Raw genomic sequence first — 14,741 nt, 5'->3', positions numbered from 1 at the left:
ACTATTATAGATATTTATATACGGTCAGACAAACTTCAAATTTATTTATATACTTAATACCGGGTCCCTCAGCCTCATTTCCAGAAGAATAAATCGACTTACTCCCTCCATTATCGCCACTTTCCATTTGTCTCACCTCACTTTTCATTTTTTGACTTTATGCTTTATCTCTTTTTTTGATCATTTCACTACAATTGTAACATATGATACTAAAATTGTAAATTTTAAATAAAAAAAGAACTATGTGCAACATCAGTATTACACATAGTCCAATTTATACCGATTAAACTAACTCAAGAATAACTTCTAAAGCTCCGTCACCTTTACGTTGGCCAATCTTAACGATACGAGTATATCCACCATTACGTGTAGCATATTTCTCAGCATATTCTCCGAATAATTTATCGCAAAGATCAACTTTATGTCTATCTTTCTTTTTAGTTCCTTCAGTTACTGTATATAAAACTTTATTGATTTCTTTTCTAACATGATATCTTGAAGGTAAATCTTTTTTAATAGTTTTATCTACAAGATCATAACGTGCTACTTTCTTTCCATCAACAACTTCTTTAATTCTTTTTCCGTTCTCGTCTCTGCATGGAACTTTTGCTTTTACAACGATTTCTTCATAGTTATCTTTTTCTTTAACTGCTTTTGCAATTAATCTTTCAGCAATTTTACGAACTTCTTTAGCTTTTGCTTCTGTTGTAACGATTTTACCATTAGCTAAAAGAGCTGTTACCTGTCCTCTTAATAAAGCTTTTCTCTGACTAGAAGTTCTGCTTAATTTACGATATTTAGCCATTTATTTTTCCTCCTGTGGTACTTACATTTCTATGCCCTTATGGACTTACTAAAAGTGCAAGCTATATAATGAAGAGTTTCATTTCATAGAACTCTCCAAGTGCCACTCATGACTATAGACATACTCCATGCCAAATGGTCTTACTGTTTCTGCCTATTAATGAGTTATTTTTAGTTACATTACTATAAGAGTTTATTCAACTCCATGATTTAATTCAAGTCCTAGCTCTTTTAATTTAGCTAAAACTTCTTCTAATGATTTACGACCAAGGTTACGAACCTTCATCATATCATCAGGTGTTTTATTAATTAGTTCTTCAACAGTGTTGATACCTGCTCTCTTTAAACAGTTGTATGAACGAACAGAAAGTTCTAATTCATCAATATTCATAACAAGAACCTGTTCTTTAGCATCGCTTTCTTTTTCAACCATTACTTCTGCTTGCTGTGCAGCATCTGATAAATCGATGAATAAATTTAAGTGTTCGCTAAGAACTTTTGCAGCTAAACTAACTGCTTCATCAGGCTCAAGTGTTCCGTTAGTATAAACATCTAAAGTGAGCTTATCAAAATCTGTAACCTGACCAACACGAGTATTCTCTATTGAAAGATTTACACGCTCTACCGGAGTATAGATAGAATCAACAGCAATTACACCGATTGGAGTATCATCTGTTTTATTCTTATCTGCACTTACATAACCTCTACCTTTAGTTATAGTAAGCTCCATGTATAATTTGCTTTCAGCGCCACCGTTTAAGTGAGCTATTACTAAATCCGGGTTCATTATTTCGATATCAGAATCAACCTGAATATCAGCTGCGGTAACAACGCCTTCACCTTCGAATTCAATATAAGCAACTTTTGGTTCATTTGTAGAACTGGTATTTTTAATTGCAAGATTCTTGATATTCATGATGATCTCAGTAACATCTTCCTTAACACCTGGAATTGAACTGAACTCATGTAAAACACCTTCGATCTTAACCTGGCTGACAGCTGCTCCTGGTAATGAAGAAAGCATAATTCTTCTTAAAGAATTACCAAGTGTTGTACCATAACCTCTTTCTAATGGCTCAACAACAAATCTGCCATATTTTTTATCATCTGATATTTCAGCGATTTCAATTTTTGGTTTTTCAAAATCGAACACTACAAAGTCCCTCCTTCTCGGGTATCGTTGCTAATTTACTTAATACTAATCATTATTTAGAATATAACTCGACGATAAGCATTTCGTCTACTGGAACATCGATCTGTTCACGTGTTGGTAAATTCTTTACAGTTCCCTGTAATTTTTCTGCATCAACATCTAACCATTCTGGTACTAATCTTCCACCAGCAACTTCAACTACGTCTTTCATTCTCTGAGAATTTTTTCTAGCTTCTCTAATTTCTACAACATCACCAGCTTTTACAAGGTATGAAGGGATGTTTACTAATTTTCCGTTTACTGTAACGAATTTATGACCTACAAGCTGTCTAGCTTCTCTTCTAGTTCTTGCAAAACCAAGTCTGAAGATTACATTATCAAGTCTAGACTCTAAAATAGTCATAAGGTTTGAACCAGTGATACCTTTCATTCTATCAGCTCTTTCATAATAGTTGTGGAAAGGTTTCTCTAATACACCATAGATGAACTTAGCTTTCTGTTTTTCTCTTAACTGAAGTCCATATTCAGAGATTTTTCTACCTCTTTTTAAATTTCTTTTTGATTTTTTATCATATCCTAAGTAACTTGGCTCTAAACCAAGAGATCTGCATCTTTTAAGTACAGGTACTTTATTAACTGCCATCTTAATCTATACCTCCTATTAGACTCTTCTACGTTTTGGTGGACGACAACCATTGTGAGGTACTGGAGTTACATCTTTAATGCTTGTAACTTCAAGACCACATGCAGAAAGCGCACGAATTGCTGCTTCTCTTCCTGATCCTGGTCCTTTAACCATAACGTCTACAGTCTTTAATCCGTGAATTAAAGCTGCCTTTGTTGCTGTTTCAGCTGCCATCTGTGCAGCATATGGAGTAGATTTCTTTGAACCTCTAAATCCTAGACCACCAGCACTTGCCCATGATAAAGCATTACCTTCAGCATCTGTAATTGTAACGATTGTGTTATTGAAAGATGACTGAATATGTGCTTGTCCGCGTTCAACGTTTTTCTTTACACGCTTTTTAGTTGTTTTCTTTGCAACGTTCTTAGCCATTTTAAAACTAACCTACTTTCTCTCAAATTTATGATCTAAGCGCATCTCTTGCACTCAGTATTTACATTGTTATCTTTTAATTATTTTTTCTTGTTTGCAACAGTTCTCTTTGGACCTTTTCTTGTTCTTGCATTAGTCTTTGTTTTCTGACCACGAACTGGAAGTCCTTTTCTATGACGAATTCCTCTGTAGCATCCGATTTCTTGTAATCTCTTAATGTTAAGAGCGATTTCTCTCTTTAAATCACCTTCTACAGTTTGAGTTTCATCGATAACTGAACTGATTTTCTTAACTTCTTCATCTGTTAAATCTCTAACACGAGTGCTAGGATCTACACCAGCTGCTTCAAGAATACGATTTGAACTTACTCTACCAATACCGTAAATGTATGTTAAACCGATTTCAACACGTTTTTCTCTTGGTAAATCTACACCTGCAATACGAGCCATGTGTGTTTACACCTCCATATTTTTCTCTTTTTTATATCCTACATAGTATACTTGCAACAAAATATACTCTCGCCCGAACCTCACTCCTGCACAGCTACGGTTGCACGTCCTGAAATGTGTGTACACCAATGAGTATTCCATATTTTCTTTCAGTCTAAGACTTACTTGACACCAATTTTTATCTATATCTACTCGGTATTATAGACTAGATACAGTAGGATGACACTACTGTTTATTATGAACAGCACACTATTAATGCGCTGCAGCCGCACATAATCATAATAATCAGTGATTTACTGATTTCAAAAGAATTACTTTATGCACAAATAACAGGGTTAATATATTTGATTAGCCCTGTCTCTGTTTGTGTTTTGGATTTTCGCAGATAATTCTGACTCTTCCTTTTCTTTTGATGACTTTGCATTTTTCGCAAATAGGTTTAACTGATGATCTTACCTTCACAGCAAATCCTCCTTTCTCTATCAAGCTTCCTCAAATCGATTGAGGAATACTTTCCAAAAGTGTCCGTTTTATATTATAACTTTAAACACTTTGAAAGTCAATACTATTTTATTTATCTCTCCAAATAATTCTACCTTTTGTCAAATCATATGGAGACATCTCTATAGTTACCTTATCTCCAGGTAAAATTCTGATGAAGTTCATTCTTAATTTACCACTGATAGTAGCCATAATTTGATGGCCATTCTCTAATTCGACTTTAAAAAATGCATTTGGTAGTTTTTCAACTACAACTCCTTCAACTTCAATTACATCTGCTTTAGACATTACTTTATCCTCCTGTGTCAATTGATTTATTGATTTTAGTTAATTATTTATTTAAAATAGTTCTAAAAAACCATTTTCTTTTTCTTCTTCTGTTAGAGTTAAAATCTCAGGTTTACCATCTGTAATTAGCACTGTATTTTCATAATGCGCAGAATTCTTCATATCAGAAGTAACTGCTGTCCAACCATTACTACATACATCGACTTTATGTGTTCCTTCGTTAATCATTGGTTCTATTGCTAATGTCATTCCTTTTCTTAATAAAGGTCCCCTATTAGCAACCACAAAATTGGGAATTTCTGGTTCCTGATGTAAACTTGTTCCTATTCCATGTCCCACAAAACTGCGGACAACTCCATATCCCATACCTTCTGCATATCCACCAATTGCATTTGAAACATCACTCAAATAATTACCAGCTTTAGCTTTTTTCATACCTTCAAAAAAGCTTTGTCTAGTAACTTTTATTAATTTGTCAGCACTTTGTGATATTTTTCCAACACCAACTGTTCTTGCAGCATCCGAATGATATCCTTTATATATTACTCCGGCATCTAAACTTATTATATCTCCCTCTTTAACAATCCTCTTTTGTGAAGGAATTCCATGTACAACTTCATCATTTATTGATATACAAATCGAAGCTGGATATCCTTGATAATTTTTAAAAGAAGGAATACATCCATATTCTCTAATAAGATCTTCTCCTATTTGATCGATTTCATAAGTAGACATACCCACCTGAATTTCTTTTGCTAATTTCTGATGTACATTAGCTAAAATCTCACCTGCTTTACGCATGATGTCAATTTCACGTTCAGATTTAATCGTAATACTCATTATCTATCACCTAAAATTGTAACTATATCTTCAAAAACTTTATCTAAGCTTTGTGTTCCATCGACTGTTTTTAAGATACCTTTTTTATTATAAAAATCAATTAATGGCTGTGTCTGATTATGATAAACATTTAATCTGTTTTTTACAGTTTCTGGCTTATCATCTTCTCTTAAAACAATTTCACTACCACATGAATCACATACGCCTTCTACTTTAGTTGGATTAAATTCAACGTGATATGTTGCTCCACAATTTAAGCAAGCTCTTCTACCACCCATTCTCTTGATGATATTTTCATCTGGAACATCAACATTTATAGCATAATCCATTGTCTGTTGAGCTGCAGTTAAAGCATTCTCAAGTGCTTCTGCCTGAGGTATTGTTCTTGGAAAACCATCCAAAATAAATCCATTTTTACAATCTTCCTGCTGAATTCTATCCATAACTAAATCACATGTTAATTCATCTGGCACTAACGCACCTTTATCCATGTACTCTTTAGCTTTTTTTCCTAAATCTGTACCATTTTTTATGTTAGCACGGAAAATATCTCCTGTTGAGATATGAGGAATTTCATATTTTGTAGAAATCTGTTTTGCTTGAGTTCCCTTTCCTGCTCCAGGAGCTCCTAACATAATAATTTTCATCATTTTTCTCCTTTTACACTGACTCAGTATAATCCAATATATGCTTTTATAGTTTATTGCACGAAAGGAGATACGGCTAAGCCAGTATCTCCAATTGTGCATTTAAATTAGTCGCTTAAGAAACCTTTGTAGTAGCGCACTAACATTTGTGACTCAACCTGTTTAACTGTTTCAATGATAACACCTACGATGATGATAATAGATGTTCCACCAAATGAAACTTGAGCTCCGAAAACTCCATTAAAGAAGATTGGTACAAATGCAACAATCGCTAATCCGATAGCTCCAATAAAAACAACGTAATTTAAAATTGTATTCAAATAATCACTAGTAGATTTTCCTGGTCTAATACCTGGAATAAATCCACCAGAACGTTTCATGTTGTTTGCAATTTCTAATGGATTAAATGTAATCTGTGTATAGAAATATGCAAATGCTATAATTAATACAATATATATAGCTAAACCAATGTTATATTCAGGATGCTCTGCTTTACACCAGTTTGACTGTGATAATGTATTAAGAATTTTTGCTCCAATACCTGTTCCTTTATCTTTTCCAAGAACACTTGCAATAATTACAGGTGTTTGCAACAATGATTGAGCAAAGATTACTGGAATAACACCAGCTGTATTTACTTTTAAAGGAATATTTGTATGCTGTCCGCCAACTTGTTTTCTTCCTTGTATTTTCTTTGAATACTGAACAGGAATTCTTCTTTCTGCTCCTTGAAGTAAAACTACGAACCATACCATTGCAATGATAATAGCTGCAATAATGAATGCTGCTAATGTTGCTTTTGGTATTTTTTTGCCAGAAATAAACTGTGTCCATAATGAACCAATATCTTCTGGCATTCTAGAAATAATATTGATTGTTAAAACAATAGAAATACCATTTCCTATACCCTTCTCAGTAATTTGTTCGCCGATCCACATTAAAATAACGGAACCTGCTGTTAACACAGAAACTACCATAACAATGTTAAGTGCTGTAGGTAATTGTGTATTTAAGTAATTGCCACGATAAAAACTTACAACCATTGCTATAGACTGTACTAGGCCTAAAACAACAGTTAAATATCTGGTAAGCGCAACAATTTTCTTTCTACCATCTTCACCATCTTCTTGCATCTTTTCCAATTGTGGAATAGCTACAGTCAATAATTGAATAATGATAGAAGCTGTGATATATGGTGTGATATTCAGTGCGAATACCGACATATTTAAAAACGATCCGCCAGTAATTGCATTAAAAAATCCCAATCCATCTGATGTCTGGTTCTTAAACCACTCCGAGAATACTCTGCCATTAACACCAGGAATAGGAAGCTGACTTCCTATTCTGATGACTATAAGCATAAAAAAAGTATATATTAATTTCTTACGAATATCTTTAATTTTAAATGCATTACGGACTGTTTCTAGCATTAGATCACCTCAGCTTTTCCACCAAGTGCTTCGATTTTCTCTTTAGCGCTTGCGCTGAATGCATCAGCTTGAACAGTAAGTTTTTTAGTAAATTCGCCGTTACCTAAGATCTTAACGCCATCTCTTGGATTCTTAACGATACCACATTCAATTAATGTTGCAACTGAAACTGTTGCATCATTATCAAATCTCTCTAATACGCTAATGTTAATTGCAACGATGTCTTTAGAGTTTCTATTAGTGAAACCTCTCTTTGGTAAACGTCTGTATAAAGGCATTTGTCCACCTTCAAAACCTGGTCTTGGTGCTCCTGAACGAGCTTTCTGACCTTTATGTCCTTTACCAGCTGTTTTACCATTGCCTGAACCATGTCCACGACCTTTTCTAAAATTACTGCTTTGTCTTGATCCAGCAGCTGCTTTTAAACTTGATAAATCCATAATTGCACCTCCTTCTTTATAAAACTAAATTATGCTTCTTCTACTTTCACGTATGGTGCTACTTTACGAATAGCTCCCTGTGTAGCTGCGTTATCTGGCAACTCAACAGTTTTGTTTAATTTTGTTAATCCCAAAGCTTCGATTGTTTTCTTGTTCTTAGGAACTGCACCAATTGTGGACTTAATAAGTGTAACTTTTACTTTCTTATCTGCCATTATTCAATTCCTCCTTAACCCAAGATTTCTTCAACAGATTTACCACGAAGTCTAGCAACTTCTTCTGGGGATTTTAACTGTCTTAAAGCTTCAATTGTAGCAAGTACTACGTTTTGCTTATTGTTTGATCCTAATGATTTTGTACGAATGTTTTCGATACCTGCTAATTCGCACACACTACGTGCTGGACCACCAGCGATGATACCAGTACCTTCAGGAGACTTCTTTAATAAAACAGAAGCACCTGTATATTTTCCTGTTACATCATGAGTAACACTCTTGTTATCGTCTAATTTAACGTTGATTAAGCTCTTGATAGCATCTTCTCTTCCTTTACGAATAGCTTCAGGAATTTCAGCTGCTTTTCCAAGACCAGCACCAACATGACCATTCTTATCGCCAACAACAACGAGAGCTGTGAAACGCATGTTACGTCCACCTTTAACAACCTTTGTTACACGTTTGATGTCAACAACGTTGTCAACTAATTCTAATTGACTTGCATCAATGATTTCACGTTTCATGTTATTTCCTCCTAAAATTTTGAATCTTTCTACTTTTTAAGCAGAAAGCGGAGAGTCTAGAAATTTCTAGAACTCTAATCCAGCTTCTCTTGCTGCTTCAGCTAAAGCTTTAACTTTACCTTGGTAAATAAATCCGCCTCTATCAAAAACAACTTCTTTGATGTTTTTGTCTAAAGCTTTTTTTGCAATAACTGTACCAAGTTTAGCAGCTGCATCAACGTTATTTGTAAACTCAAGTTCTGCTTTCACGTCTTTATTAAGAGTAGATGCAGAAACAAGTGTATGTCCAACAGTATCGTCAATAATCTGAGCATACATATGTTGATTGCTTCTGAATACTGCTAAACGTGGACGTTCTGCAGTACCTGCAAGATGATTACGCATTCTTTTATGTTTCTTTTCACGAACCTGTGTTCTTGATTTTTTACTAACCATTACTTGTCCACTCCTTCTAATTATTTCTTACCAGTCTTACCAACTTTACGTCTAATAACTTCATCAGCATATTTAATACCTTTACCTTTGTAAGGTTCTGGTCTTCTTTTATCTCTGATTTCAGCAGCGTACTGGCCAACGCGTTCTTTATCGATACCTTTTACGATAATTTTATTGTCTTCAACTACTGCTTCAAGACCTTCTGGATCGATCATTTCAACTGGATGTGAATATCCTAAGTTTAATGTTAATTTCTTTCCAGATTTAGATGCTCTATAACCAACACCATTAACTTCAAGAGTTTTTGTATAACCTTCTGTTACACCAACAACCATGTTGTTAATTAATGTTCTTGTCAAACCGTGTAATGATTTCATTTTCTTTAAATCATTAGGTCTAGTAACAACAACTTTGTCTTCTTCAATAGCAATTTTCATTTCAGAAGAAAGTGTTCTTTCAAGAGTTCCTTTAGGACCTTTTACAGTCACATGATTATTTTCTGCAATATCAACAGTTACACCTGCTGGAATTGCGATTGGCATTCTTCCTATACGTGACATGCCCGTACCTCCTATTTTGTATTGATGAAATATCATCTTTGATTTATATAGTATGTCCAACCTAACAAGATTGGTTTATACTTTTAGAGTTCATTTTAGTCATAAGACTAAATAGCGTCCTTAGCCCATAACCTAAAGACTTAAGCATAAATCTAATGATTCACGCCACGAAATACTACCATACAAATGCTAATACTTCTCCACCAACTTGAAGCTTTCTAGCTTCTCTGTCAGTAATGATTCCCTGATTTGTTGAAAGGATAGCTGTTCCTAGTCCATCAAGTACTCTAGGGATTTCGTTTTTACCAGTATATACTCTTAAACCTGGTTTAGAAATTCTCTTTAATCCAGTGATAATTCTTTCACTTTTATCTGCGCTATATTTTAATGTAACACGGATGTTTTTGAAATTTCCATCTTCAACAATCTCGTATTTTTCTACCCATCCTTCATCAACAAGAATGTTAGCAATTGAAACTTTTGTTTTAGAAGCTGGGATATCTACTGTATCGTGTTTAGCAGTGTTTGCATTACGAATTCTTGTAAGCATATCTGCGATTGGATCACTTGTTACCATGCTTTAGGTTTCCTCCTTCTTGAGAGTAAAATTAATATCATTACAATCCTGTCTATGGCTCGGGAAATTATTCCCTCACCACCTACCTAGGATTTCATCTACCTACCTTTAGAAAATTACCAAGAAGCTTTTCTTACTCCTGGGATTTCTCCTTTGTAAGCTAATTCACGGAAGCAAACTCTGCAAATTCCGTATTTCTTTAATACTGAATGTGGACGACCACAAATTCTACAACGTGTGTATTCTCTAGTAGAGAATTTTGCTGGACGTTGCTGTTTGATTTTCATTGATTTCTTAGCCATTAAAATTCCCTCCTACTTATTTAGCAAATGGCATATTGAATAATGTCAATAATTCACGTGCTTCTTCATCTGTTTTAGCTGTAGTTACGAAGATAATATCCATACCTCTAACTTTATCAACTTTATCATACTCGATTTCTGGGAAAATAATCTGTTCTTTAATACCAAGAGCATAATTTCCACGACCATCGAATGCGTTAGGATTAACACCTCTAAAGTCACGTACACGTGGTAATGCAAGATTGATTAAACGATCTGCAAACTCATACATTTTTTCTCCACGTAATGTAACTTTACATCCAATTGGCATACCTTCACGGATCTTAAAGTTAGCAATAGCGTTTTTAGCTTTTGTCTTAACAACTTTCTGTCCAGTGATTGTTTCCATATCTTTAACGGCAGCGTCGAGAACCTTACTATTTTCTTTAGCTTCTCCAACACCCATATTTACAACGATTTTAGAAAGTTTTGGAATCTCCATCACATTCTTATAACCAAATTTTTTGACCATTGCGTCTTTGATCTCGTTATCGTATTGTTCTTTAAGTCTACTCAACTGAATTTTCCTCCTCTCTCCAGTAATTATTTAGATTCTCTTACTTTTTTCTTGTCAATGACTGTATCAATTACATCGCCAGTTTTTTTTGCGAAACGAACTTTTTTACCGTCTTCTACTCTAAAACCAACTCTTGTACGTACGCCATTGTGCATAAGCATTACATTTGAAGCATCGATTTTGCCTTCTTTTTGGATAATACCACCTTGTTGATTAGCCATGCTAGGTTTAGCATGTTTTGTAACCATGTTAACACCTTCAACAATAAGTGAATTATCTTTTTTGTTAACAGCAATAACTTTGCCTTCTTGATCTTTATATCTACCAGCGATTACAACAACATTATCGCCTTTTTTAATTTTCATGCTAGCCATCTGTAAGTACCTCCTATAATACTTCTGGAGCTAAAGAAACAATTCTCATAAACTGTTTCTCACGAAGCTCACGAGCTACTGGTCCAAAAATACGAGTTCCTCTTGGAGTATTGTCATCTTTAAGAATAACTGCTGCGTTTTCATCAAATTTAATATATGAACCATCTTTACGACGGGCACCTTTTACTGTACGAACAACAACGGCTTTAACAACGTCACCTTTTTTTACAACGCCACCTGGTGTTGCATCTTTAACTGTAGCAACGATAACATCACCAATGTTCGCATATCTTCTAGTAGATCCACCCATAACGCGGATAACAAGTAACTCTTTTGCTCCTGTATTATCAGCGACTTTGAGTCTACTTTCCTGCTGTACCATGCTTGTAGCCTCCTTTGATTATTTTGCTCTTTCTATTACTTCTACAAGTCTCCATCTCTTATCTTTTGATAGAGGTCTTGTTTCCATTACTTTTACTTTATCACCGATTTTAGCATCGTTTAATTCATCATGTGCTTTTAATTTATATGTCTTTTTAACGATTTTGTTGTAAAGTGGATGTCTTTCGTTGTTAAGAACGGCAACAGTAATTGTTTTGTTCATCTTATCACTTACAACAACACCAATACGTGTTTTTCTAAGATTTCTTCCTTCCACGATATAAATCTCCTTTCTGTAGGATATCGATTACTCTGCAACTCTTGATTTTTCAGTAATAACAGTTTGAATTCTTGCAATATCTCTTCTTACAAGTTTAATTCTTGCTGTGTTTGTTAACTGATTTGTTGCATTCTGGAATCTCAAATTGAAAAGTTCTTTTTTTGCTTCTACAAGCTTAGCCTGTAAATCCTCAACAGACTGTGCTTTTAATTCATTAATATAATTATTTTTCATTTGATTCACCGCCTTCTAAATCTGCACGAGAAACTATCTTACATCTGCAAGGTAATTTGTGTGTAGCAAGACGTAAAGCTTCTTTAGCAACGTCTTCAGGTACACCTGCGATCTCAAATAATACTCTTCCTGGTTTAACTACTGCTACCCAGTACTCAAGGGATCCTTTACCTTTACCCATACGAACACCCATAGGTTTACGTGTTACAGGTTTTTCCGGGAAAATTTTGATCCAAACTTTACCACCACGTTTAACGTATCTTGTCATAGCTACACGGGCTGCTTCAATCTGATTAGATTTGATCCAACATGGATCTAATGCTACGATACCATATTCACCATAAGTGATTTTGTTACCTCTTGTAGCTTTACCAGCCATAGAACCACGGAACTGTTTACGATGTTTTACTCTCTTTGGCATTAACATAATTATTTAGCTCCTCCTTCCTTATTAGCTTTTGTAGGAAGTACCTCTCCTTTATAGATCCAAACTTTAACACCAACTTTACCATAAGTTGTATCTGCTTCAGCGAATCCATAATCAATATCAGCTCTTAATGTCTGAAGTGGAATAGTTCCATCACTGTAACTTTCTGTACGAGCCATATCAGCTCCGCCAAGACGTCCAGAACATGTTGTTTTGATACCCTTAGCACCTGATTTCATTGCTCTACCCATACAAGATTTCATTGCTCTACGGAAAGAAACACGGTTCTCTAACTGTAATGCAATGTTCTCAGCTACTAACTGAGCATCTTTATCTGGTCTTTTTACTTCTTTAATATCGATAACTAATTTCTTAGATGTTAATTTCTGAACTTCTGCTTTAACTTTCTCAATCTCAGCTCCGCCCTTACCGATTACAACACCTGGTCTAGCTGTATAAATGATAACTTTTACACGATCAGATGATCTTTCAATATCAATTTTTGAAACACCAGCTGCGTATAACTTATTTTTCAAAAAAGTTCTGATTTCATGATCTTCTACTAAGTAATCAGCGAAATCTTTGTCTGCATACCATTTTGAGTTCCAGTCTTTGATTACGCCGACTCTTAAGCCATGAGGATTAACTTTCTGTCCCATGAATTCTCCTCCTATCTTTCATCTAGCACAATTGTGATGTGGCTCATTCTTTTTTCGATTCTATAAGCTCTTCCTTGTGCTCTAGGTTTGATTCTCTTCATTGTTGGTCCCTTGTTAGCATAGCATTCAGCTACTACAAGGTTCTCTTCTCTCATTCCATTATTGTTAACAGCGTTTGCAATAGCTGATCTTAATAATTTTTCTACAAGACTTGAAGCATATCTTGGATTGTACATTACAATACCAAGAGCTGTTTGTACGTCTTTGCCACGAATAGCATCTAAAACGAAACATGCTTTCTGAACAGATACTCTTGCGTAAGATAACTTAGCTGAAGGTCTGTTGTCTTTAACTGCATTTCTATCTCTTTTAATTTGTGATCTATGTCCTCTTGCCATGGTTAGAACCTCCTTTCAGTAATCTTACTATCTGCCTACTGCAGATTTCTTTTCATCCGCTCCATGACCTCTGTAAGTTCTTGTTGCTACGAACTCACCAAGTTTATGTCCAACCATATCTTCTGTAATATATACAGGTACATGTTTTCTACCATCATGAACAGCAATTGTGTGTCCAACGAAAGATGGGAAAATAGTTGAACGACGTGACCAAGTTTTAATTACCTGTTGGTCGCCAGAAGCGTTCATCGCATCAACTTTTTTTAATAAGCTTTCGTCAGCAAATGGTCCTTTTTTAAGTGAACGTGCCATTATAATAACCTCCTAATTATTTGATTGCCTTACCATCTCTTCTTCTTATGATAAGTTTGTTAGAATGTTTATTTTTCTTTCTTGTCTTCAATCCAAGAGCTGGTTTACCCCAAGGAGTCATTGGTCCTGAACGTCCAACTGGAGCTTTACCTTCACCACCACCGTGTGGATGGTCATTAGGGTTCATAACAGATCCACGAACTGTAGGACGAATACCCATGTGACGTTTACGACCAGCTTTACCGATATTTACAAGGTTATGATCAGCATTACCTACAACACCGATTGTAGCACGACATGTGATTGGTACTAATCTCATTTCTCCTGAAGGAAGACGTAATGTTGCATATTTTCCTTCTTTAGCCATTAACTGAGCTGCATTACCTGCAGAACGAACTAATTGTCCACCTCTACCTGGCATAATTTCGATATTATGAATTTGTGTACCTACTGGAATATTTTCAAGTGGTAAGCAGTTACCAACACGAACTTCAGCTTCTGGACCACTCATAACTACCATTCCATCTGTAAGTCCCTGTGGAGCTAAGATGTATGATTTTCTACCATCAGCATATACGATTAACGCAATGTTTGAAGTTCTGTTTGGATCGTATTCGATACCAACAACTTTTGCTGGAATACCATCAATATTTCTTTTGAAATCGATTAATCTATATTTTCTTCTGTTTCCACCACCGTGGTGTCTAACTGTAATTTTACCTTGATTATTACGACCAGCATGTTTCTGTAATGGTGCTAATAATGATTTCTCAGGAGTTGTTTTTGTAATCTCTGCGAAATCTGAGCCAGTCATATTTCTTCTAGAAGGTGTATATGGGTTATATGTTTTAATTCCCATTCGCTTTCTCCTTTCGATTTTTTATCGCACTTTTCTGTG

28 protein-coding genes are annotated in these 14,741 nt (G+C 35.0%); all 28 read right to left on the bottom strand.

The features are described 5' to 3' along the window. Positions 1-4: 4 nt before the first annotated feature. The 28 genes from BLV79_RS12710 to rplB all read right to left on the bottom strand — a co-directional run bounded on the left by BLV79_RS12710 (position 5) and on the right by rplB (position 14,702). Positions 5-148, bottom strand: a complete 144-nt coding sequence (locus BLV79_RS12710; RefSeq protein ID WP_159429323.1) for a hypothetical protein — start codon at positions 146-148, stop codon at positions 5-7. A 135-nt stretch (positions 149-283) separates the two neighbouring features. Next, positions 284-805, bottom strand: a complete 522-nt coding sequence (locus BLV79_RS03780; RefSeq protein WP_074716314.1) for a bL17 family ribosomal protein — start codon at positions 803-805, stop codon at positions 284-286. A gap of 192 nt (positions 806-997) precedes the next feature. Further along, positions 998-1,957: a DNA-directed RNA polymerase subunit alpha gene (locus BLV79_RS03775; RefSeq protein ID WP_074716312.1), complete on the bottom strand. Its 960-nt coding sequence runs from the start codon at positions 1,955-1,957 to the stop codon at positions 998-1,000. Positions 1,958-2,009: 52 nt separating this feature from the next. Then, the gene (gene rpsD / locus BLV79_RS03770; RefSeq protein WP_074716311.1) at positions 2,010-2,600 is read right to left on the bottom strand and encodes a 30S ribosomal protein S4; all 591 of its coding nucleotides are present in this window, start codon (positions 2,598-2,600) and stop codon (positions 2,010-2,012) included. An 18-nt stretch (positions 2,601-2,618) separates the two neighbouring features. Continuing rightward, positions 2,619-3,014: a 30S ribosomal protein S11 gene (rpsK, locus tag BLV79_RS03765; protein ID WP_022749214.1), complete on the bottom strand. Its 396-nt coding sequence runs from the start codon at positions 3,012-3,014 to the stop codon at positions 2,619-2,621. Between the two features lie 80 nt (positions 3,015-3,094). Next, positions 3,095-3,463 carry a 30S ribosomal protein S13 gene (gene rpsM, locus BLV79_RS03760; protein WP_074716309.1) on the bottom strand — a complete coding sequence of 123 codons (369 nt, stop codon included), beginning with the start codon at positions 3,461-3,463 and terminating at the stop codon, positions 3,095-3,097. A 348-nt stretch (positions 3,464-3,811) separates the two neighbouring features. Next, positions 3,812-3,925, bottom strand: a complete 114-nt coding sequence (gene rpmJ, locus BLV79_RS03755) for a 50S ribosomal protein L36 (protein WP_022749217.1) — start codon at positions 3,923-3,925, stop codon at positions 3,812-3,814. 108 nt (positions 3,926-4,033) lie between these two features. Continuing rightward, a complete protein-coding gene (infA, locus tag BLV79_RS03750; RefSeq protein WP_074716308.1) occupies positions 4,034-4,252 on the bottom strand; it encodes a translation initiation factor IF-1 in 219 nt (72 codons plus the stop codon). A gap of 51 nt (positions 4,253-4,303) precedes the next feature. Continuing rightward, positions 4,304-5,092, bottom strand: coding sequence for a type I methionyl aminopeptidase (gene map, locus BLV79_RS03745; RefSeq protein ID WP_074716306.1), 789 nt, complete (start codon positions 5,090-5,092; stop codon positions 4,304-4,306). Then, the gene (locus tag BLV79_RS03740; RefSeq protein ID WP_074716304.1) at positions 5,092-5,739 is read right to left on the bottom strand and encodes an adenylate kinase; all 648 of its coding nucleotides are present in this window, start codon (positions 5,737-5,739) and stop codon (positions 5,092-5,094) included. Before BLV79_RS03740 ends, map begins: the two co-directional genes overlap by 1 nt. A gap of 107 nt (positions 5,740-5,846) precedes the next feature. Further along, entirely contained in the window at positions 5,847-7,169 is a 1,323-nt protein-coding gene (gene secY, locus BLV79_RS03735) for a preprotein translocase subunit SecY (protein ID WP_074716303.1), read from the bottom strand. After that, entirely contained in the window at positions 7,169-7,609 is a 441-nt protein-coding gene (gene rplO / locus BLV79_RS03730; RefSeq protein ID WP_074716301.1) for a 50S ribosomal protein L15, read from the bottom strand. The genes secY and rplO overlap by 1 nt, the downstream gene beginning before the upstream one ends. 29 nt (positions 7,610-7,638) lie before the next feature. Next, positions 7,639-7,824, bottom strand: coding sequence for a 50S ribosomal protein L30 (rpmD, locus tag BLV79_RS03725; RefSeq protein WP_074716299.1), 186 nt, complete (start codon positions 7,822-7,824; stop codon positions 7,639-7,641). Between the two features lie 14 nt (positions 7,825-7,838). Next, complete coding sequence (rpsE, locus tag BLV79_RS03720) at positions 7,839-8,348, bottom strand: 30S ribosomal protein S5 (protein ID WP_074716297.1); 510 nt, start codon at positions 8,346-8,348, stop codon at positions 7,839-7,841. 66 nt (positions 8,349-8,414) lie between these two features. After that, on the bottom strand, positions 8,415-8,783 hold the full coding sequence (gene rplR / locus BLV79_RS03715; protein ID WP_074716295.1) for a 50S ribosomal protein L18: 369 nt from the start codon (positions 8,781-8,783) through the stop codon (positions 8,415-8,417). Positions 8,784-8,803: 20 nt separating this feature from the next. Further along, positions 8,804-9,343 (bottom strand): 50S ribosomal protein L6, encoded by a 540-nt coding sequence (gene rplF / locus BLV79_RS03710; RefSeq protein ID WP_074716294.1) that lies wholly within the window; start codon positions 9,341-9,343, stop codon positions 8,804-8,806. 175 nt (positions 9,344-9,518) lie between these two features. Next, positions 9,519-9,920: a 30S ribosomal protein S8 gene (gene rpsH / locus BLV79_RS03705; RefSeq protein WP_022749230.1), complete on the bottom strand. Its 402-nt coding sequence runs from the start codon at positions 9,918-9,920 to the stop codon at positions 9,519-9,521. Between the two features lie 116 nt (positions 9,921-10,036). Next, on the bottom strand, positions 10,037-10,222 hold the full coding sequence (locus tag BLV79_RS03700; RefSeq protein ID WP_074716292.1) for a type Z 30S ribosomal protein S14: 186 nt from the start codon (positions 10,220-10,222) through the stop codon (positions 10,037-10,039). 16 nt (positions 10,223-10,238) lie between these two features. Further along, on the bottom strand, positions 10,239-10,778 hold the full coding sequence (gene rplE, locus BLV79_RS03695) for a 50S ribosomal protein L5 (RefSeq protein WP_022749233.1): 540 nt from the start codon (positions 10,776-10,778) through the stop codon (positions 10,239-10,241). A gap of 26 nt (positions 10,779-10,804) precedes the next feature. Beyond that, a complete protein-coding gene (gene rplX, locus BLV79_RS03690; RefSeq protein ID WP_074716290.1) occupies positions 10,805-11,152 on the bottom strand; it encodes a 50S ribosomal protein L24 in 348 nt (115 codons plus the stop codon). A gap of 13 nt (positions 11,153-11,165) precedes the next feature. Then, entirely contained in the window at positions 11,166-11,534 is a 369-nt protein-coding gene (gene rplN, locus BLV79_RS03685; RefSeq protein ID WP_022749236.1) for a 50S ribosomal protein L14, read from the bottom strand. An 18-nt stretch (positions 11,535-11,552) separates the two neighbouring features. Beyond that, complete coding sequence (gene rpsQ, locus BLV79_RS03680; protein WP_022749237.1) at positions 11,553-11,810, bottom strand: 30S ribosomal protein S17; 258 nt, start codon at positions 11,808-11,810, stop codon at positions 11,553-11,555. 30 nt (positions 11,811-11,840) lie between these two features. Next, on the bottom strand, positions 11,841-12,047 hold the full coding sequence (gene rpmC, locus BLV79_RS03675) for a 50S ribosomal protein L29 (protein ID WP_074716288.1): 207 nt from the start codon (positions 12,045-12,047) through the stop codon (positions 11,841-11,843). Beyond that, positions 12,037-12,474, bottom strand: a complete 438-nt coding sequence (gene rplP / locus BLV79_RS03670) for a 50S ribosomal protein L16 (protein WP_074716286.1) — start codon at positions 12,472-12,474, stop codon at positions 12,037-12,039. Before rplP ends, rpmC begins: the two co-directional genes overlap by 11 nt. A gap of 2 nt (positions 12,475-12,476) precedes the next feature. Continuing rightward, complete coding sequence (gene rpsC / locus BLV79_RS03665; RefSeq protein WP_074716283.1) at positions 12,477-13,133, bottom strand: 30S ribosomal protein S3; 657 nt, start codon at positions 13,131-13,133, stop codon at positions 12,477-12,479. Between the two features lie 11 nt (positions 13,134-13,144). Beyond that, positions 13,145-13,531: a 50S ribosomal protein L22 gene (gene rplV, locus BLV79_RS03660; protein WP_022749243.1), complete on the bottom strand. Its 387-nt coding sequence runs from the start codon at positions 13,529-13,531 to the stop codon at positions 13,145-13,147. Positions 13,532-13,558: 27 nt separating this feature from the next. Next, entirely contained in the window at positions 13,559-13,843 is a 285-nt protein-coding gene (rpsS, locus tag BLV79_RS03655) for a 30S ribosomal protein S19 (protein ID WP_074716282.1), read from the bottom strand. A gap of 16 nt (positions 13,844-13,859) precedes the next feature. Next, positions 13,860-14,702, bottom strand: a complete 843-nt coding sequence (gene rplB, locus BLV79_RS03650; RefSeq protein WP_074716280.1) for a 50S ribosomal protein L2 — start codon at positions 14,700-14,702, stop codon at positions 13,860-13,862. Between the last annotated feature and the right edge of the window lie 39 nt (positions 14,703-14,741).

Origin of the sequence: Lachnobacterium bovis DSM 14045, assembly GCF_900107245.1 — a bacterium.
In the GTDB taxonomy this organism is placed as follows: domain Bacteria; phylum Bacillota; class Clostridia; order Lachnospirales; family Lachnospiraceae; genus Roseburia; species Roseburia bovis.
The sequence above is the reverse complement of the archived record's forward strand: the minus strand, read 5'-3'. Positions and strand labels throughout refer to the sequence as shown.

Bases quoted from the DNA above. Each gene is read 5' to 3' on its own strand.
- BLV79_RS12710 (WP_159429323.1), bottom strand. From the start codon at position 148: ATGAAAAGTGAGGTGAGACAAATGGAAAGTGGCGATAATGGAGGGAGT.
- BLV79_RS03780 (WP_074716314.1), bottom strand. From the start codon at position 805: ATGGCTAAATATCGTAAATTAAGCAGAACTTCTAGTCAGAGAAAAGCT.
- rpsD (WP_074716311.1), bottom strand. From the start codon at position 2,600: ATGGCAGTTAATAAAGTACCTGTACTTAAAAGATGCAGATCTCTTGGT.
- rpsK (WP_022749214.1), bottom strand. From the start codon at position 3,014: ATGGCTAAGAACGTTGCAAAGAAAACAACTAAAAAGCGTGTAAAGAAA.
- rpsM (WP_074716309.1), bottom strand. From the start codon at position 3,463: ATGGCTCGTATTGCAGGTGTAGATTTACCAAGAGAAAAACGTGTTGAA.
- infA (WP_074716308.1), bottom strand. From the start codon at position 4,252: ATGTCTAAAGCAGATGTAATTGAAGTTGAAGGAGTTGTAGTTGAAAAA.
- map (WP_074716306.1), bottom strand. From the start codon at position 5,092: ATGAGTATTACGATTAAATCTGAACGTGAAATTGACATCATGCGTAAA.
- BLV79_RS03740 (WP_074716304.1), bottom strand. From the start codon at position 5,739: ATGAAAATTATTATGTTAGGAGCTCCTGGAGCAGGAAAGGGAACTCAA.
- secY (WP_074716303.1), bottom strand. From the start codon at position 7,169: ATGCTAGAAACAGTCCGTAATGCATTTAAAATTAAAGATATTCGTAAG.
- rplO (WP_074716301.1), bottom strand. From the start codon at position 7,609: ATGGATTTATCAAGTTTAAAAGCAGCTGCTGGATCAAGACAAAGCAGT.
- rpmD (WP_074716299.1), bottom strand. From the start codon at position 7,824: ATGGCAGATAAGAAAGTAAAAGTTACACTTATTAAGTCCACAATTGGT.
- rpsE (WP_074716297.1), bottom strand. From the start codon at position 8,348: ATGAAACGTGAAATCATTGATGCAAGTCAATTAGAATTAGTTGACAAC.
- rplR (WP_074716295.1), bottom strand. From the start codon at position 8,783: ATGGTTAGTAAAAAATCAAGAACACAGGTTCGTGAAAAGAAACATAAA.
- rplF (WP_074716294.1), bottom strand. From the start codon at position 9,343: ATGTCACGTATAGGAAGAATGCCAATCGCAATTCCAGCAGGTGTAACT.
- rpsH (WP_022749230.1), bottom strand. From the start codon at position 9,920: ATGGTAACAAGTGATCCAATCGCAGATATGCTTACAAGAATTCGTAAT.
- BLV79_RS03700 (WP_074716292.1), bottom strand. From the start codon at position 10,222: ATGGCTAAGAAATCAATGAAAATCAAACAGCAACGTCCAGCAAAATTC.
- rplX (WP_074716290.1), bottom strand. From the start codon at position 11,152: ATGGCTAGCATGAAAATTAAAAAAGGCGATAATGTTGTTGTAATCGCT.
- rplN (WP_022749236.1), bottom strand. From the start codon at position 11,534: ATGGTACAGCAGGAAAGTAGACTCAAAGTCGCTGATAATACAGGAGCA.
- rpmC (WP_074716288.1), bottom strand. From the start codon at position 12,047: ATGAAAAATAATTATATTAATGAATTAAAAGCACAGTCTGTTGAGGAT.
- rplP (WP_074716286.1), bottom strand. From the start codon at position 12,474: ATGTTAATGCCAAAGAGAGTAAAACATCGTAAACAGTTCCGTGGTTCT.
- rpsC (WP_074716283.1), bottom strand. From the start codon at position 13,133: ATGGGACAGAAAGTTAATCCTCATGGCTTAAGAGTCGGCGTAATCAAA.
- rplV (WP_022749243.1), bottom strand. From the start codon at position 13,531: ATGGCAAGAGGACATAGATCACAAATTAAAAGAGATAGAAATGCAGTT.
- rpsS (WP_074716282.1), bottom strand. From the start codon at position 13,843: ATGGCACGTTCACTTAAAAAAGGACCATTTGCTGACGAAAGCTTATTA.
- rplB (WP_074716280.1), bottom strand. From the start codon at position 14,702: ATGGGAATTAAAACATATAACCCATATACACCTTCTAGAAGAAATATG.